The 15,742-nt window shown below is 60.9% G+C and carries 17 protein-coding genes and 2 tRNA genes; 11 read left to right on the forward strand and 8 right to left on the reverse strand.

Annotated elements, in window-relative coordinates:
- The first annotated feature begins 4 nt into the window (after positions 1-4).
- A complete protein-coding gene (pknB, locus tag AC6I97_RS02080) occupies positions 5-1,906 on the forward strand; it encodes a Stk1 family PASTA domain-containing Ser/Thr kinase (RefSeq protein WP_224165945.1) in 1,902 nt (633 codons plus the stop codon).
- 31 nt (positions 1,907-1,937) lie between these two features.
- Here the strand turns inward: pknB and AC6I97_RS02085 are convergent, their stop codons facing one another.
- Together AC6I97_RS02085 and AC6I97_RS02090 are read right to left on the reverse strand one after the other, a co-directional pair.
- Complete coding sequence (locus AC6I97_RS02085; RefSeq protein WP_224094520.1) at positions 1,938-2,579, reverse strand: aminodeoxychorismate/anthranilate synthase component II; 642 nt, start codon at positions 2,577-2,579, stop codon at positions 1,938-1,940.
- A 170-nt stretch (positions 2,580-2,749) separates the two neighbouring features.
- Positions 2,750-3,559: a class E sortase gene (locus tag AC6I97_RS02090; RefSeq protein ID WP_497943956.1), complete on the reverse strand. Its 810-nt coding sequence runs from the start codon at positions 3,557-3,559 to the stop codon at positions 2,750-2,752.
- Between the two features lie 173 nt (positions 3,560-3,732).
- Between AC6I97_RS02090 and AC6I97_RS02095 the strand changes: the two genes are divergently transcribed.
- The 7 genes from AC6I97_RS02095 (at position 3,733) to AC6I97_RS02125 (ending at position 8,568) form a co-directional block, all read left to right on the forward strand.
- Positions 3,733-3,987 (forward strand): cell division protein CrgA, encoded by a 255-nt coding sequence (locus AC6I97_RS02095; protein ID WP_224094519.1) that lies wholly within the window; start codon positions 3,733-3,735, stop codon positions 3,985-3,987.
- Positions 3,988-4,032: 45 nt separating this feature from the next.
- On the forward strand, positions 4,033-4,542 hold the full coding sequence (locus tag AC6I97_RS02100; RefSeq protein ID WP_224094518.1) for a methylated-DNA--[protein]-cysteine S-methyltransferase: 510 nt from the start codon (positions 4,033-4,035) through the stop codon (positions 4,540-4,542).
- Positions 4,542-5,117, forward strand: a complete 576-nt coding sequence (locus AC6I97_RS02105; protein ID WP_224094517.1) for an RNA polymerase sigma factor — start codon at positions 4,542-4,544, stop codon at positions 5,115-5,117. Before AC6I97_RS02100 ends, AC6I97_RS02105 begins: the two co-directional genes overlap by 1 nt.
- A complete protein-coding gene (locus tag AC6I97_RS02110) occupies positions 5,114-5,743 on the forward strand; it encodes a methylated-DNA--[protein]-cysteine S-methyltransferase (protein ID WP_224165944.1) in 630 nt (209 codons plus the stop codon). Before AC6I97_RS02105 ends, AC6I97_RS02110 begins: the two co-directional genes overlap by 4 nt.
- Complete coding sequence (locus tag AC6I97_RS02115) at positions 5,740-6,456, forward strand: alpha-ketoglutarate-dependent dioxygenase AlkB family protein (RefSeq protein ID WP_224165943.1); 717 nt, start codon at positions 5,740-5,742, stop codon at positions 6,454-6,456. The genes AC6I97_RS02110 and AC6I97_RS02115 overlap by 4 nt, the downstream gene beginning before the upstream one ends.
- Before the next feature lie 102 nt (positions 6,457-6,558).
- The gene (locus AC6I97_RS02120; protein ID WP_224165942.1) at positions 6,559-7,176 is read left to right on the forward strand and encodes a DNA-3-methyladenine glycosylase I; all 618 of its coding nucleotides are present in this window, start codon (positions 6,559-6,561) and stop codon (positions 7,174-7,176) included.
- A 753-nt stretch (positions 7,177-7,929) separates the two neighbouring features.
- A complete protein-coding gene (locus AC6I97_RS02125; RefSeq protein ID WP_224165941.1) occupies positions 7,930-8,568 on the forward strand; it encodes a GyrI-like domain-containing protein in 639 nt (212 codons plus the stop codon).
- Here AC6I97_RS02125 and AC6I97_RS02130 read toward each other — a convergent pair.
- Positions 8,555-9,409 (reverse strand): rhomboid family intramembrane serine protease, encoded by an 855-nt coding sequence (locus AC6I97_RS02130; RefSeq protein WP_224165940.1) that lies wholly within the window; start codon positions 9,407-9,409, stop codon positions 8,555-8,557. The genes AC6I97_RS02125 and AC6I97_RS02130 overlap by 14 nt on opposite strands.
- Before the next feature lie 9 nt (positions 9,410-9,418).
- Positions 9,419-9,961, reverse strand: coding sequence for a peptidylprolyl isomerase (locus tag AC6I97_RS02135; RefSeq protein WP_216924370.1), 543 nt, complete (start codon positions 9,959-9,961; stop codon positions 9,419-9,421).
- Between the two features lie 153 nt (positions 9,962-10,114).
- Between AC6I97_RS02135 and AC6I97_RS02140 the strand changes: the two genes are divergently transcribed.
- Both AC6I97_RS02140 and AC6I97_RS02145 read left to right on the forward strand, forming a co-directional pair.
- Positions 10,115-11,080: a hypothetical protein gene (locus tag AC6I97_RS02140; protein ID WP_497943957.1), complete on the forward strand. Its 966-nt coding sequence runs from the start codon at positions 10,115-10,117 to the stop codon at positions 11,078-11,080.
- Between the two features lie 144 nt (positions 11,081-11,224).
- Positions 11,225-12,100: a glycosyltransferase family 2 protein gene (locus AC6I97_RS02145; protein ID WP_224094509.1), complete on the forward strand. Its 876-nt coding sequence runs from the start codon at positions 11,225-11,227 to the stop codon at positions 12,098-12,100.
- Positions 12,101-12,195: 95 nt separating this feature from the next.
- On the opposite strand, the gene AC6I97_RS02150 is transcribed toward AC6I97_RS02145, so the two are convergent.
- A complete protein-coding gene (locus tag AC6I97_RS02150) occupies positions 12,196-13,104 on the reverse strand; it encodes a DMT family transporter (protein ID WP_224094507.1) in 909 nt (302 codons plus the stop codon).
- Positions 13,105-13,223: 119 nt separating this feature from the next.
- On the opposite strand from AC6I97_RS02150, the gene AC6I97_RS02155 reads away from it, so the two are divergent.
- Entirely contained in the window at positions 13,224-15,224 is a 2,001-nt protein-coding gene (locus AC6I97_RS02155) for a glycoside hydrolase family 84 protein (RefSeq protein ID WP_497943958.1), read from the forward strand.
- 104 nt (positions 15,225-15,328) lie between these two features.
- Here AC6I97_RS02155 and AC6I97_RS02160 read toward each other — a convergent pair.
- From AC6I97_RS02160 to AC6I97_RS02170, 3 genes are all read right to left on the reverse strand, one after another.
- Positions 15,329-15,404 (reverse strand) — tRNA-Ala (locus AC6I97_RS02160).
- Positions 15,405-15,475: 71 nt separating this feature from the next.
- Positions 15,476-15,595, reverse strand: a complete 120-nt coding sequence (locus tag AC6I97_RS02165) for a DLW-39 family protein (RefSeq protein WP_216924378.1) — start codon at positions 15,593-15,595, stop codon at positions 15,476-15,478.
- A 46-nt stretch (positions 15,596-15,641) separates the two neighbouring features.
- Positions 15,642-15,715 (reverse strand) — tRNA-Ile (locus tag AC6I97_RS02170).
- Between the last annotated feature and the right edge of the window lie 27 nt (positions 15,716-15,742).

Consider the following 15,742-nt stretch of genomic DNA (forward strand, 5'->3'; position numbering starts at 1 on the left):
CGCCATGTCTACGCCACGGCCCGGTCCAGCGCACCGAGAGGAGAGTACACCTGTCTCTTCGCAGCGCATCCTCAATGGTCGCTACGAACTCGGTGACCTTATCGGCCGTGGCGGCATGGCAGACGTCTACCGTGGGTCGGATACGCTCCTGGGACGCACCATTGCAGTCAAAGTCCTGCGTGCCGACCTCGCCCGCGATCCCCAGTTCCAGGCCCGCTTCAAACGCGAGGCCCAGGCTGTCGCAGCACTGAACCACCCTTCCATCGTGGCCATCTTCGATACCGGCGAGTACTCTGTCCCGGGCGGACCGGGTGAGGACGTGCGTGTCCCGTACATCGTGATGGAGTTCGTCGCAGGACGGACGCTGCGGGACATGATCAAAGCGCACGAACTCGGTGTTGAAGACTCCATCGGCTACACCCTTGGCGTCCTCGCGGCGCTGGAATACAGCCATCGGGCGGGCATTGTGCACCGCGATATCAAACCCGCCAACGTCATGGTCTGTGCGGATACCGGGGACGTCAAGGTCATGGACTTTGGCATTGCCCGGGCCATGGCTGACTCCGCTGCCACCATGACGCAGACGCAGGCTGTAGTGGGAACGGCACAATACCTTTCCCCCGAACAAGCACGGGGAGAGACCGTTGATGCCCGCAGCGATCTCTACTCTGCGGGCTGCCTTCTGTACGAACTGCTTACCAGCCGGCCACCATTCGTAGGCGACAGCCCGGTTTCAGTGGCCTACCAGCACGTCCGGGAGACGCCCGACCTCCCCAGCGTCCATAACCCCGAGGTTTCCGAGGCTTTGGATTCCGTGCTTGCCAAGGCCCTGCAAAAGAGCCGGTCGGACCGATTCCAGGATGCGGCTGCCTTCCGGCGGGCACTCAGGGCCGCGAGCAATGGCATCGCCGTTCCCGTGCTTCCCGCCAGCGAGGCACCCACCGACCCCAACGACCTCATTTCGTCCGAAGACCCGGAAACGCAGCTCTTGAGCGCCACGGCCGTTGGATTCCTTGACGTCGAGCACTACAACGGCGTGACCCAGGACCCCATTGAGGAACCGCTGGACGAAGCGCTTCCCTTGGACCTCCCACCCGAACGTGAGCGGACCTCCCACCAGAAGTCCCGCCGTCGCACTTGGGCGGCGACGCTGGCAATCTTCACTATCCTTGTTCTCGCAGGCGCCGGATTCTGGATCTACAGCCTGGTTAACGCGCCCCCCGCGGCACCGGCCAAGGTGGCGGTTCCCTCGGTGACCAACATGTCGGAGTCCCAGGCGCTGCAAGAGCTCTACTCCGCAAAGCTGGTCCCCAAAACTGCCCGCGTGGCCAGTGACAAGGTTGCCAAGGACATGGCGATCGGCACCTCACCCAGTGCTGGCTCCATGCTTGAACAGAACGCCGAGGTCATCCTCAACATCTCCAGCGGTCCCAGCTCGGTAACTATCCCTGCCGACATTGTGGGCCGCACCGAGTCAGACGCCCGCGACACCCTTCGGCGCCTGGGAATCACGGGCAACATCTCCAGCGTGCGGACGCACAGCCCCACGGTTCCCATCGGACTCGTGATCACCACGGGTCCCGCCCCCGGGGCGCCCATAGCCGCAGCTTCCAACGTTGAGCTGCAGGTGTCGTCCGGCAAAGTGCTGATGCCCCAACTGATCGGTCTTGCCCAGTCGGAAGCCGAAGCGCTGCTGAAGGAGAACGGCCTCGTCATGGCCGTGGTGGAGCAGGAAAATTCCCAGGTGACCCCCGGCAAGGTCACGGCACAAAGCGAAACCTTCAATACTGAAGTGGATCAGGGCAAGACAGTGACGGTAACGGTAGCCAAGGCCCCGGTTCCGACGCCCCCACCCACGCCCACAGATACCTCCAACCCCAAGCCGACCCCCACTAAGAAGGACTAACGGGTCACGTCCCCTCAGCTGCCGCTACAAGTCAGTGCTGGATCAGCGGACTCAGCTTCGAAGCACGTTCGGCAGCTCCGGTCATGCCGAGGGACTCCAGCCAGTTGCCCAGCATCTGGTAGCCGCCTTCGGTGAGGACTGATTCCGGGTGGAACTGCACACCGCAGAGGGGAGCGGTCTTGTGCTGCAGGCCCATGACCACACCGTTCGTGGTCTCGGCCGTGATCTCCAGGACGTCGGGGATCGAGTCGCGAACCGCGGCGAGTGAGTGGTAGCGCGTGGCCGTTACGGGCGACGGAAGCCCGACAAAGACACTCTTGCCTTCGTGCTGCACCGGCGAAGTTTTCCCGTGCATGAGCTCAGGAGCGTGGGTGACAACGCCCCCATAGGCTTCGGCAAGGGCCTGGTGGCCAAGGCACACTCCGAACATAGGCTTGGCGGCCTCGCCGCACCACTTGATGAGGTCGATGCAAACACCGGCTTCTGCCGGCGTTCCTGGACCGGGAGAGATAAGGACTCCATCACGGGCAGCGGCAAGCTCCTTGGCTTCTGCGAGTGTCACGTCGTCATTTCGGACCACGGTTGTCTCTGCGCCCAGTTCCTGCAGGTAGCCCACCAGGGTGTAAACGAAGCTGTCGTAGTTGTCCACGACGAGGATTTTTGTTGAGCTCATGGCTGCTGCACTAAACCAATCGTTGAGTCGGTCAAAGAAGTGAATTGGGAGAACCACGGGAAGAGGAATTCCACCATCAGGACGAGGGCTACGGCCACAAGCGCCACCGATGTCAGTATCCGCACCCACAAGGGGCCGGGCAAATTCCGAAAGATCCAGGCGTACATCCGTTACCCCTTTCCTTGGGCTTGGGCTACTTGGGCGGCTATTTCCGACGGCGGTCCGGCTGAGGCCGGTTGCCAACCCTCAAGGACGGAGTAGGCGATGATGCGTTCCTGGGATCCGAAGCGCGGGTTGCAACTGGTCATGGTCAGGATGCTTTCACGGGGCGTGACTCCGGGTTGGGTGGGGACCGGCATCAAGACGTCGGTTTGGCTGGGCAACACAATCTGGTTGTTGCGGAAAACATAGGTGTAATAGCCGTCTGGCGTCTGGACGTAAATCTTGTCCCCGGGGACCAGGGTGTGGATGTTATCCAGTACAGCGCCGTGTGTTTGCCGGTGCCCCGCGACGGCGAAATTGCCGAGGGCTCCAGGCATGCTGGTGTTTCCGTAGTGTCCCAGGCCCAGCGTGTCCAGGACATCCTGGTCTGTTCCTTCGATAATGGGCCGCGTGTAGTCCGGACCGAATCGCGGGATGTACATGATCCCGATGGTTTTCCCATGGGCAGGTGCTGTCCCGACGACGGGCGGACCGTAGTCCGTGGCCTGGCTGGCGGCTGGCGTTACCGGCCCCGCAAATTCCTGTGCAAAACTCTTCACGGCTTCGGTCTGCTTGGCGTCGGCCTCCACGTTGGTCCACCACAGCTCCCAGCCCACAAAAAGCAAGAGGACAATGCCTGCGGTAATGAGCAACTCGCCCAGTACCTGGCTGATAGTGCGCATAACAGCCGAGGCTGTGAGCCGGTCGCGGGGAGGCTTCCCCTGGTTCCGGCGGGCGGACGGCACGGCGGCAGCCGCCGTCGTCTGCTGGTCCGCCACAGGGTCTCCTCATGTAGGGCGCGGGCGGCGCTGGCCTACCCCGGTTGCGGCTAGACTTGACAGCTAGTAACAACCCGGAGCACCGCGTGGCCGTTGACCGCTGGAATTTTTCCTTCCTGCAGGATACCAAGGCCGGCAGCATCGGGTTTCAATCGAACAGCCAAGGAGGATCCGTGCCCGAGTCCAAGCCCCGCAAGCGGCCTGCCCGTCAGGCCCAGCAGACTTCCGCCGCACAGCAGTACAAGCCGAATCCCGTTTGGTACAAGCCGGTCATGTTCGGCCTGATGATCCTGGGGCTGATCTGGATCATCACGTTCTACATCACCGAGGGCAAGTTCCCCGTGCAGGAATGGGCTTCGTGGAACATCGTTGCCGGGTTCGGCATCGCCATCGTCGGATTCCTCATGACTACGCGCTGGCGCGCCTAGGAATCCCACACCTCACATTTCGGTGCCCGCGAACGTCTACAGGTTATGAACACCAGGCACACCACCATGGATTCCCCGCTGGGGCAGCTGACGCTGACTGCCCGCGGGGAGTTTTTGACGGGCATCTTTTACGAGGGCCATTGGCACATGCCTCCGCCGGACTACTTCGGAGTCCCGGCACGTATCGACGAGCCACTCTTCGAGCAGACCCGTGTCCAACTCGATGAGTATCTCGAAGGAAAGCGCACTCAATTCGACGTCGCTTTTGAGGCCCGGGGCAATGCCTTCCAAGAGAAGGTCTGGCAGCGGCTCCAACACATTCCTTTTGGGGAAACCATTAGCTACGGCGAACTCGCTCTCGAGATGGGGGACCCCCATCTGGCCCAGGCTGTTGGATCCGCAGTAGGGCGGAATCCCATTAGCATCATCATCCCGTGCCACCGCGTGGTGGGGCGCAAGGGGCAACTCACGGGCTACGCGGGAGGCCTGCGCAACAAGCGCTTCCTTCTTGAGCTCGAAGAGCCAGCCGTCGTGAAAGAGGGCAAGCTCTTCTGATGCAGCGCCCGCACCCGGCCCACAAGAGGCCGTTCGAAGCAGTCGTCCAGGAACACGGCGGCACTGTGCTCCGGGTGTGCCGTGCAGTGGTGGGCCTTCATGATGCTGACGACGCATGGTCCGAAACGTTTCTTTCGGCTTTGCAGGCTTATGGTGCCCTCCCTGAGGATGCCAACCTTGAGGCCTGGCTCGTCACTATTGCGCATCGGAAATGCATCGACCTCATCCGTTCCAGTAATCGCCGCCCCTTACCTGTCGATCAGCCACCCGAGCGGCCCTCGAAAATTGGCATTCCTGGTGACAACCAAGCGGAGCTGCTCAGCGCTGTCGGGCGATTGCCACCTAAACAACGCCAGGCAGTGGCCTACCACTATTTGGCGGGCCTCCCATATCAGGACATAGCGTCACTTCTTGGCGGGACACCGGATGCCGCACGACGTGCTGGATCCGACGGTGTGAAAGCCCTCCGTGCCATGCTCCGCGAAGAGCCCGAATCCGTGCGGGCTTTCCTGGTTCATTCCACGTCCGTGACCACCTCATCCGTCCCAGCATCGGCGAAAGGAGAAATCCGATGACTCTTGAATCACTCCCGGACCACGCCGAGGTTGCCGTGCTCCTTAAGCCCCTCGACGCCGGAATCGAACCCGCCCTGTCCAACCTCCACGCGAGACTTGTCCGCGCTGCCCAGGAAAGCCATTCCCTGGATATCGCATACTCAGTGGTGGATTCACCTGTGGGCAAGCTCCTTTTGGCGGCTACGGAACATGGCCTTGTGCGGGTAGCGTTCGAGCGTGAGAACCATGAGGCCGTATTGCAATTGCTGGCCAGCACGGTGAGTCCCCGCATCCTGCATGCACCCTCACAACTTGAGGCCGCTGCCCGCCAATTGGACGAGTACTTCAACCGCACCCGTCAGGATTTCGACCTTCCCTTGGATTTCCAGCTCGCACGCGGGTTCCGCCTCAATGTCCTCCACCACTTGCCGCACATTGCCTACGGCAGGACCGAGAGTTACGCACAGGTGGCCCAGGCCGCCGGAAGCGCCAAAGCTGTGCGCGCCGTTGGAACCGCCTGCGCCACGAACCCGCTGCCGGTGATCGTTCCCTGCCACCGCGTGGTGAAGTCCGACGGCACTTTCGGCGGTTACCTTGGCGGAACCGAGGCGAAACGAAGGCTCCTCACACTTGAGGCTGCCGCATGAGCGAGGACGCCCTTTTTCCGTTGACGCTTATCCAACCTGACACCCACGACGCCGGCCCCCGGGTGATAGCTCCAGGCGCCGTGCACGTGCCGGGCTGGCTCAGCCTGGAGCAGCAGAGGTGGATCGTGCAACGCTTTGGCGAATGGACACACGGGCCGGTGCCCCTGCGGGCAGCGACGTTGCCGGGAGGGCACCGGATGTCTGTCCGGACCCTTTGCCTGGGCTGGCATTGGCAGCCCTACCGTTACACGCGGGAAGCTACGGACGTGAACGGCAGGCCGGTACTCGAGTTCCCGGAGTGGATGGTTCGCTTGGGCAGGAAGGCCGTAGCCGATGCTTACTTGCCCGGGCCGGAAGGCAACGAGGCCCTCCCCGAACTCGCCGGCAATTACACACCCGATGCCGCACTGGTGAACTTCTACGATCGCGGGGCCACCATGGGCATGCATCAGGACAAGGATGAACGTTCCAATGCTCCGGTAGTGTCGCTCAGCATCGGGGAGACGTGCCTCTTCCGTTTCGGCAACACCCAGACGCGCACCAAGCCGTATACGGACGTCGAACTCCGGTCGGGAGACCTTTTCGTTTTCGGCGGAGCCTCGAGGTTCTCGTATCACGGCATCCCAAAGGTCCTCCCCGGAACCTGCCCGGAAGGGTGTGGGCTCTCCCACGGACGAATCAACATCACCATGCGTGTCACGGGGTTGTCCTAGGGGCCAGATCCCAGCGATAAAAATGTCACAGGCAGGGGGCAGAATGTCCCTAGAGACAAGAGCAAGGGTTGGCGTCCGTGGGACGGCCGCAGAGGAGCATTCATGACCACGGAAGAAACCGGCATCATCATCGGCCAGGATGGCTTGGCGCGGCCACTGTGGGCTGCCTCGGATCCGCTGATGCAGGCTTACTACGATCACGAGTGGGGCATGCCGGTCCGGGACGAGCAAGGGATGTATGAGCGCATCAGTCTCGAGGCGTTCCAAGCCGGCCTGTCATGGGCAACCATCCTTCGGAAACGGGAAGCCTTCAGGAAGGCTTTCCTGGATTTCCACCCTGAAAGCGTCGCTGCTTTCACGGACGCGGATGTCGAGCGGCTGATGCTGGACGCCGGCATCGTCAGGAACCGCCTTAAGATCCAGGCGGCAATCACCAACGCCAAGGCCACCATCGCCCTTAGGGCTGAGGGCGGGCTGGTGGACTTCGTGTGGTCCTTCAAACCGGATACTACGCCTGCCCCCCGAACCTATGCAGAAATCCCCACCACTTCGCCCGAATCGATAGCGCTGTCCAAGGCGCTCCGTAAGAAGGGCTTTGCGTTCGTTGGCCCCACCACCATGTATGCCCTCATGGAAGCCGTAGGGATCATCGACACACACTTGGTTGATAGCCACAGGCGGGGTACGTCGGGCGTTTGGCTGGAGCAAGGTCAGAAGTAGCGCTTCGGCCTTCCACAGGCCACCCTCGGCCATTTTCCACAGAAGTGCGTAACTTTATCCACAGGCGTGGATAAGTTCTGTGGACATCCACGTACTTTTCCCCAGAATCCCCGTCGCAGTGCTGATCCTGGGCGCCGGACCCACACGAGGGAGTTATGCCCACTGTGCATCCCGCTGTGGATAGTGGCCGCATCTTCATTGAACGTTCATCAGTGGACCATTGCTGGATTTACTCATTAGCGCTTTCGCTGACGATCCGAAGCCCAAAATCGTCCCGAAGCCGGCCGTCCTCCCTCGCCGGTCCTCTTCGCGACCCTGCATCCCGGCGGAGTTACCCACTTAACAACAACCCCCTACCCACAAGTTATCCACAGGTGGGGAAAACTTGTGGGTTTCCCGCGCTTGATCCGCGCGCTTGCGCCAAAAAAGCAACCGCAACGGTCCTGAACTACACACGTGTAAGTTATTAACATTGTTGATAAGCCTGTTGATAGAGGCCCCTCCACACCACCATTAACAGCTTTATCCACAGCTCGCCTGGAAAGGGCTTGGTTGTCCACAAACGAGACAGGTTAGGGGACAAAGTTATCCACAGATGTGGATGAATCCATGCCTTTCCGGGGATATCTACTGCTCTGACAGGCCGCACAGGCCCCTAACAAGCTAACTACACGGATGTAAGTTACTCACACTGTGGACAACAGCTGTGGATAACGTCCAACGCCGATAATAGGGGAGTGGGATTACTTGCCGATGAAAGTCGACCTTAAAAAGCAGATCGAAACGTACAACGCCTCGCACGGCAGGTTTTGCGTGGTGACGGTTCCGGCCCTGCAGTTCCTCATGATCGACGGCCATGGGGATCCAAACACCTCCCAGTGCTATAGGGATGCGCTGGCCACCATCTATCCGATCGCTTACAAGATGAAGTTCTTCAGCAAGCAGGAGCTGGGCCGCGATTACACCGTGATGCCCTTGGAAGCGCTCTGGTGGGCAGAGGACATGGATACGTTTACAAGCGCCAGGGACAAGTCACGCTGGGACTGGACCTTGATGAATATGGTTCCCGGCTGGATGACCCAGGATCACTTCGAGGACGCACGTAAGATCGTCGCCCAAAAGGGCCAAGGCCCGGCAATTGACGCTCTTCGATTGGAAACACTCGATGAAGGGCTAAGCGTCCAGACCCTCCATATAGGGCCCTACGATGACGAGGGTCCAGTGCTCGCGGAAATGCACAACAGCTTTATTCCCGGCGAGTCGCTGACGATGTCGGGGAAGCATCACGAGATCTACCTCAGCGACGCTCGCCGCACTGCACCGGAGAAACTCAGGACGATTCTGCGGCAACCGGTCACAGTTGCGGGAAGTGTTGCAGCTAGCCTGCAGTGATGCGGAACCACGCGAGCACGGCCAGAAGGCCTGCCACGAGGATGAGGCCGCCCGCTTGGAGCAGGGCCTGGTTCTTGTCCCGCGGGGCATAGGCAATAGCGGCGGCAGCGAGGCCGCCGGTGATCAGGCCACCCAAGTGGGCTTGCCAGGCGATGCTGGGTACAAAGAAGCCAATGGCACCATTGATCGCAATGAGGACCCAAAGTTGTTTGGTTTCGCCGCCGCGATGACGCTGCACTACGAGCATGGCACCGAACAGGCCGAAAATGGCGCCTGAAGCTCCCACCACGCCAACCACGGGAAAGGTGGGAGTCAACAAAAGGTAGCCCACGGATCCGCCAACGGCGGAGAGCAGGTACACGGCCAGGAACCGGATCCGCCCGAGCAAAGGCTCAAGGGCTTGTCCGAAAATCCACAGCGTGTACATGTTCAGGACGATGTGCAGCAGGAACCCTTGCGAATGAAGGAAGGCCGCCGTAAGCATCCGCCAAGGCTCGCTGGCAGCTGCATAATTTGCGAACGCAAAATTCTGGAATACGGCGTCGCCGGGAACAATCCATTGAAGGACGTAAACCAGCACGCACAACCCGATGATCGTAAACGTCACCAAGGGCCGGCCGGTTGCCAAGGCACCGCCATAGGGAGAGCGGTAGGTCGGCGTCGTACGTTTTTGTTCGTTGACGCAATCAACACATTGGAACCCGACGGCGGCCGCCCGCTGGCACTCGGGGCACGCGGGGCGTCCGCAGCGCTGGCAGCGCACGTAGGAGGGCCTGTCCGGGTGCCGTGGGCACACCGGGATGGTGGCGGACGGCTCTGCCGACGGGATTCCGTAGCTCATGAATGCAGGCTAGAGCTGTTCGATGTCGATGCTGTTGATGACGACGTCCTCAACGGGGCGGTCGCCCATGCCGGTGCGGACGCCCTCAATGGCGTCAACAACCTTGCGGGATTCCTCGTCAGCTACTTCACCGAAGATGCTGTGCTTGCCGAACAGCCAGTCGGTGTTGACCGTAGTGATGAAGAACTGTGACCCGTTGGTGCCCTTGCCCATCTGGATACCAGCGTTGGCCATGGCCAGTTTGTAGGGGGCGTTGAAGGTCAGCTCGGGGTGGATTTCGTCGTCGAACTTGTAGCCCGGTCCGCCAACGCCGCGGCCCAGGGGATCGCCACCCTGGATCATGAAGTCCTTGATGATGCGGTGGAAGATGGTGCCGTCATAAAGGGGCGTGCCGGTCTTGTCTTCGCCGGTTTCCGGGTGCGTCCAGGACTTTTCGCCCGTAGCGAGGCCAATGAAGTTGGCGACCGTCTTGGGGGCGTGGTTGCCGAAGAGGTCAACCTTGATGTCGCCGAGGCTCGTGTGGATCGTTGCTTTTGCGGTTGCGATGGTCATGGCCCCATTCTTTCATGCAGGGTCAACGGGGGCATGGCTGTAAAGCCGGTTCCGCGCTGGGTGAAATCCGGGAAGAATCCTGCAGATGAATAGCCGCTGTTCCTCAAGGCACGTAGGCTAGCTTCAAACGAGCATGTGTATCGGGAGGTAGTTGTGAAGAAATCAGACCGTATTGCCCGCGACCTTGAACACTCCGTTGCGGCTGGTGTGGATAACGCCCGCGACTGGGCGGCGCCCCGTGTGGAAGCAGCCGTCAATTGGGCTGTTCCCCGTATTCAGCACGGCATTGATACCGCTTCCCCCAAGATCCAGGAGGGACTGAAGTCGGCGGCGCACAACCTCGCCGACGGCGTGGCAACAGTTACGCCACGGCTTCAGGATGGGCTGGCGCACCTCGCGCCGAAGATCCATGACGCTGTGGAGGACGCCACACCCAAGATCCAGGAGACCCTTAATAAGGCAACTCCGGCCCTTGGACTCGCCCGGGACAAGGTAGTTGAGGAGTACCTGCCCAAGCTGTCCGAGCAGCTGGGCCAGGCTTCCGTAGTTGTCCATCACGTCCTTGAGAACGCGCCCGCCCAAGTGGATGCCGTTGCGCAGAAACTGGTGGACTCGGGTGTGGTCCACAGCGTGCAGGAGCAAGCTCAGGCCACCGGCAAGCAGATCAAGGCAGTGGCGGACCAGACCAGCAAGGCTGTTTCCCAGCAGTTGGCTGTCCAGCAGAAGCCGAAGAAACGCGGATGGCTGGTTGTCACAGTCATCGCGGCCGCGGTTGCTGCCGGTGTTGCTGCGTGGAAGGCCTCCAAGCCTGTGGAGGATCCTTGGAAGACGCCGGCCCCGGTCAATCCAACCCCTGCGCCAACGCCGGCCCCGGCTCCCGCAGACACTGCAGCATCAGCTACGGCGACGGCAACCGTGCCGGCCGAATCCAAAACTTCCGACATTACGCCCGAGGAAGCCGCTGCCGAAGTGGAGCAGGCAACCAAGGATGCGTTCGAGAAGGGCGAGGATTCCACGTCCAACGTCGCTACGGATGCCAAAACCGCGACCAGGAACATTGCGGCAAGCGGCCACAAGGACGACGACACAACGTCCACGTCCAAGGACTCCCAGCTCTAGGGTTCTGATTGGCCTGGTTCATAGAGGCCGCCATTGATACAAACACTGAAGGGATCCCGGCCAGACCGGGATCCCTTCAGTGTTTGCCAGCTTGTAACCCAACAGTCCGCTGGGGACGCTCTGCCGGGTGTTAGATTTGAAGTGATGTCAGCCGATAGACCCGTTGCGGGTGCCCTCAAGGAAGTCCCGGTGCCTCCGGGGGTTTCAATCGTCATCCCGGCGTATAACGAGGAAAGCGTCATTCGCCAGTGCCTCATCGCGGCCATCTACCAGTCTGTTCCTGCTGAAGAAATCATCGTGGTGGACAATCTCTCCACCGACCGCACCGCCAGGATAGTGCGTCAGATGCAGCAGGAATACCCGGAGAGCCCCATTATCCTTTTACGGCAGGACGCCACGCAGGGACTCATTCCCACCCGCAACTTTGGGCTCAACAGCGCCAACGGTGAAATCGTAGGGCGCATCGACGCCGATTCCGTCCTCGAGCCTGACTGGGTTGAGCAAGTCCAGAAGGCCTTCATGGATCAGTCCGTCCAGGCGGCTACCGGACCTGTGGTCTATTACGACATGCCAATGCGCCGGTTCGGGCTCAAAGCGGATGACAAAATGCGCCAGCTGATGCTGCGCCTTGCCAAGCACCAGTACCACTTCCTGTTCGGTTCCAACATGGCCCTTCGGCGTACCGCATGGGAAACCATACGGGACGAAACATGTCTGGATGAGAAGGATGAGATGCACGAGGACATCGACCTCTCACTGCACCTCGCCGAGCACGATCTCCATGTCCGGTATTGCCCGCAAATGGTGTCCGGCATGTCGGCCCGACGCCTTGAGGACTCTCCGCGGGACTACCGCTACTACGTCACGCGCTTCGACCGGACGTACAAGGCGCACAACGTCAAGAAGATGGCCCTGAAAGCGCCCATGGTGGTCTTCTTCTCGGTCTACTTCCCCGCCAAGCTCCTGCGGGCCATTCATACGGCCAACGCGGCGCAGGGCATTCGACGCAGCAGCCTGTAGGGCCTGGTCCAACAACTTCCTGCCCGGCCACTTCCTGCCCGGCAGCTTCCTTCCGGCAACAGCACGCATGGCAGTAGAAGCCTGACGGCGGAAGCTCAGTCAGTTCCCAGCTCGGCCTCCCGCCGGTCTGCTTCGCCTTTGTCGCGCCGTTGGCCGGCGACCACCACCGCAAGTCCAATGAGAATCAGCGCAAGACCGGCGTATGTCCCGGCTGGCAGTGTTTCGTTCAGGAAGATGGCCGCAAGGATCGCTGCCCCGGGAATTTCCAACAGGATGATCATGGAAACCAGCAAGGGGCTCATTGTGGCCAGCAGGTGGTTGAACGCGGTGTGTCCTACCAGCTGTGCACAAACGGTGATGGCGAGAATCCCAAGCCAACCTCCGGCGTCGAACCCTGCCAACGGTTGGCCACTGAGCAAAGCCAGCACAGCAACAATCGCGGCACACATTCCATAGCAGAGCGTGGTGTACGTGCCCGTTCCCATGGACTGGCGGGCCTTGCCGCCAGCCAGGGTGTACAGGCCGGCCAAAGCTCCACCAGCCAGCGCCAGGACGTCGCCCAGAAGGGCCTGCGGTGAAGAGCCCATATCGAATCCGGTAATGGCCACGACTCCGCCAAAGGCTATCCCCAAGCCCACCAGGACCGGCCAGCGATGGCGGGCGCCCCTGAACAACTGGAAGACCGCGATCCATGCTGACTGGAGGCAGACCAAGGCAGTGGCTGCAGCTACCGAGGTCAGCTGCAGTGCCGTGATGAAGCAAGCGAAGTGAAAGGCCAGGGCGACGGCGGCAACCGTGCACCAGCCAAACTCGCGGCGGTTGATCTTCCCAAACTGTTTGGGCTCCCGGATGGCCACCGGCGCCGCCATCACGACTGCTCCGATCGCGTTCCGCCAGAAGGCGATCGCCAACGCCGTCACTGACGTGGCACCCAAGGTGCCGGCGATCAATGGTCCTGACGAAGCCACGCCAAGGACTCCCAGCGCTGAAATGAGAAGGTTCACGGATCAACCTTAGTTTGGTGCGGCACCCGTCCCGCCCTCTATGTGCGGCGCGGACAGTGTGGTTGTCTTGATTCAACATTCCAGACAGTCGGCGACGGCTTTCCCAAGGGGACACCTGATTGAACACAACGCCCGTCCGTGGAGCCAGACGGAGACGATCAGTACTGCTGCTGATCGCAGTTGCGGCCCTGGCTGTCGCCCTGGTCGTTACGGGCTGGTTGGTGGTTTCCCGGGAACGGTCCGGTGGGCAAGGTACGGGCAAGACCGAAATCCCAAGTATCTTCCCCGTCCCACAACATCTCCAGGCCGGAGGGGGAGATCCCATCCCTCTGAACGGCCACGTTTACATTGTGGCTTCCCCCGGCACAGACCAAGCGTCCATCGCCGCCCTCCGAGACCTGGTGACAGGAGCCGGGGGTACCGCAGAAGCCGTGACAGCCCTGGACAGCCCAGCGGCCGGCAGTTCGGCCGTCTTCCTTGGCACCGCAGCAGATGCCACAGTAAGCCCGGTACTCAAAGAGCTGGGAAAGGAAAGCGCGGCGGACATCCAGAACGCAGTCGGCCGAGCTGAAGGCTACGCCATAGCCACTGGAAAAACTTCAGGGATTCCGACGGCGGTACTCGCCGGAACGGATGCCGACGGCGTTTTCCATGCCGTGCAAACCGCGCGCCAGTTGCTTAAGGATGGGGCCATGTCGGCGGCCCGGGTCAGTGATTGGCCGCTTATGGAAACCCGTGGCGTCATCGAAGGGTTTTACGGCACGCCATGGTCCCATCAGGCCCGTCTGGATGTCCTCAAATTTGCGGGACGCCAGAAAATGAATACCTACATCTATTCCCCAAAGGATGATCCATTGCTGCGGGAGAAGTGGCGGGCACTGTACTCGGACGAGGACCTCAAGCAACTACGGGAGCTGGTGGATACCGCCACTGCCAACCACATCCTCTTTACTTACGCGCTGTCCCCGGGCATCGATAGTTGCTATTCCGCCGAGGCGGATCTCAACTTTGCAGTGGCCAAGCTTGAATCCTTGTATTCGATCGGTGTCCGTTCGTTCGTGATTCCGCTTGATGACATTGCCACCAAAGTCCAGTGCGCAGAGGACCTCAAGGACTTTGGTGCAGGTCAAGCCAACCTGGCCAAAGCACAGGCATCATTCCTCAATGACGTCAATGACCGGTTCATTTCGACAAAGCCGGACATCGAACCCCTGCAAACGGTTCCCACCTTCTACAACGGTTCCGGGAGCAATCCTTACAAGCGGGAACTTGGCCGGTCCCTGAACCCCGGGATCGTTGTCCAGTGGACGGGTGAAGATGTGGTCTCCCACAGGATCAGCGCCAACTCAGCCGAGACCGCCCGGCTGACCTACGGGACCCCGGATTCTCCACGGGACCTTGTCATTTGGGATAACTACCCCGTGAACGACTTTTCCCAGGACCACCTCTTCATGGCCCCGGTCGTCGGGCGGGACCCGGATCTGTACAAGTCAGTCCGCGGAATCGTAACCAATCCAATGATTGAGCCCTATCTGTCTCTCCCCGCCATCTTTAACTACGCCGACCTCTCATGGAATGGACCAGCGTACAAGCCCGGCAAGTCCATGGACGCAGCCCTGCAACAGGTCTCGGGCCCGGATCCGCAGGTCCGCGCAGCCGTAAGGGCTTTCGTGGACCTCAACCAAGACTGGCAGGACGACAAGCTCACTCCGTCTGCTCCGGAGCTCCGGCGGGACATGGGGCAGTTCTGGTCGGATTACGACGCCGGCAAGTCGCCTTCGGGCGGTCTGAAGGCGCGGGCCGAGCTGCTCCAGAAGCTGCCGGAATTGTTGCCGAGGATGGCGGTGCCAGGCTTCGCGGAGGACGCCACCCATTGGGCAAAGGCGGCCGCCAATTACGGACGGGGTGTGGAAGAGGCCCTGATCATGCTCGAGGCTGCCAAGCGAGGGGATTCCCCGGCCGTGGCAGAAGCCCGCCGCAATGTCCAGGCTGCGTTGGCGGCGGCGGAAGCCAAGACCCAGCCGACACTGGAGCTTGGGGTGGTGACTCCTGTGCTGGGGGATGGTGAACTGAAGGCATTCCTGGAGCGGGCCCTTAACACCGTGGCCCAGGACAACTGAGTTTGCTCCAGCCCCCAAACTGGGTTGCGCAGTCAACTAAGTTGCTCAAGCCAAACTGGGTTAAACGCAAAAGTCCCGGTCATTTCTGACCGGGACTTTTCTTATGGTGGAGGCACGGGGACTCGAACCCCGAACCCCCTGCTTGCAAAGCAGGTGCGCTACCAATTGCGCCATGCCCCCATAAGAAGCAACCCGTCAATCATACCCCATGTCAGGACCGGCTTTTGCCAGTTCCAGACCGGGCTCCGTGGCTAGTCGACCTTGTCGGTTGACTTGCTCCAGAGATCCTTCCGGGCTTCGGATTCCTGCGCCTTTTTATAGACCAGGACGCCTGCGACCGCCGCTGCAACTACCACCAGCAACTTCTTCACAAGCACCTCATTCCGGTTCAGTGTTACCTGAACCTGTTAGGTTCCGTGGGCGTACCAGGACTTGAACCTGGGACCTCTTCGTTATCAGCGAAGCGCTCTAACCGCCTGAGCTATACGCCCCGATGCCTCATCGGGCCGAGATATGAC

Source organism: Arthrobacter sp. TmtSoilC48 (assembly GCF_059739425.1).

Bases quoted from the DNA above. Each gene is read 5' to 3' on its own strand.
- AC6I97_RS02135 (WP_216924370.1), bottom strand. From the start codon at position 9,961: ATGACCATCGCAACCGCAAAAGCAACGATCCACACGAGCCTCGGCGAC.
- AC6I97_RS02125 (WP_224165941.1), top strand. From the start codon at position 7,930: ATGAAAGTCGACCTTAAAAAGCAGATCGAAACGTACAACGCCTCGCAC.
- AC6I97_RS02120 (WP_224165942.1), top strand. From the start codon at position 6,559: ATGACCACGGAAGAAACCGGCATCATCATCGGCCAGGATGGCTTGGCG.
- AC6I97_RS02145 (WP_224094509.1), top strand. From the start codon at position 11,225: ATGTCAGCCGATAGACCCGTTGCGGGTGCCCTCAAGGAAGTCCCGGTG.
- AC6I97_RS02130 (WP_224165940.1), bottom strand. From the start codon at position 9,409: ATGAGCTACGGAATCCCGTCGGCAGAGCCGTCCGCCACCATCCCGGTG.
- AC6I97_RS02110 (WP_224165944.1), top strand. From the start codon at position 5,114: ATGACTCTTGAATCACTCCCGGACCACGCCGAGGTTGCCGTGCTCCTT.
- AC6I97_RS02100 (WP_224094518.1), top strand. From the start codon at position 4,033: ATGAACACCAGGCACACCACCATGGATTCCCCGCTGGGGCAGCTGACG.
- AC6I97_RS02105 (WP_224094517.1), top strand. From the start codon at position 4,542: ATGCAGCGCCCGCACCCGGCCCACAAGAGGCCGTTCGAAGCAGTCGTC.
- AC6I97_RS02115 (WP_224165943.1), top strand. From the start codon at position 5,740: ATGAGCGAGGACGCCCTTTTTCCGTTGACGCTTATCCAACCTGACACC.
- pknB (WP_224165945.1), top strand. From the start codon at position 5: ATGTCTACGCCACGGCCCGGTCCAGCGCACCGAGAGGAGAGTACACCT.
- AC6I97_RS02085 (WP_224094520.1), bottom strand. From the start codon at position 2,579: ATGAGCTCAACAAAAATCCTCGTCGTGGACAACTACGACAGCTTCGTT.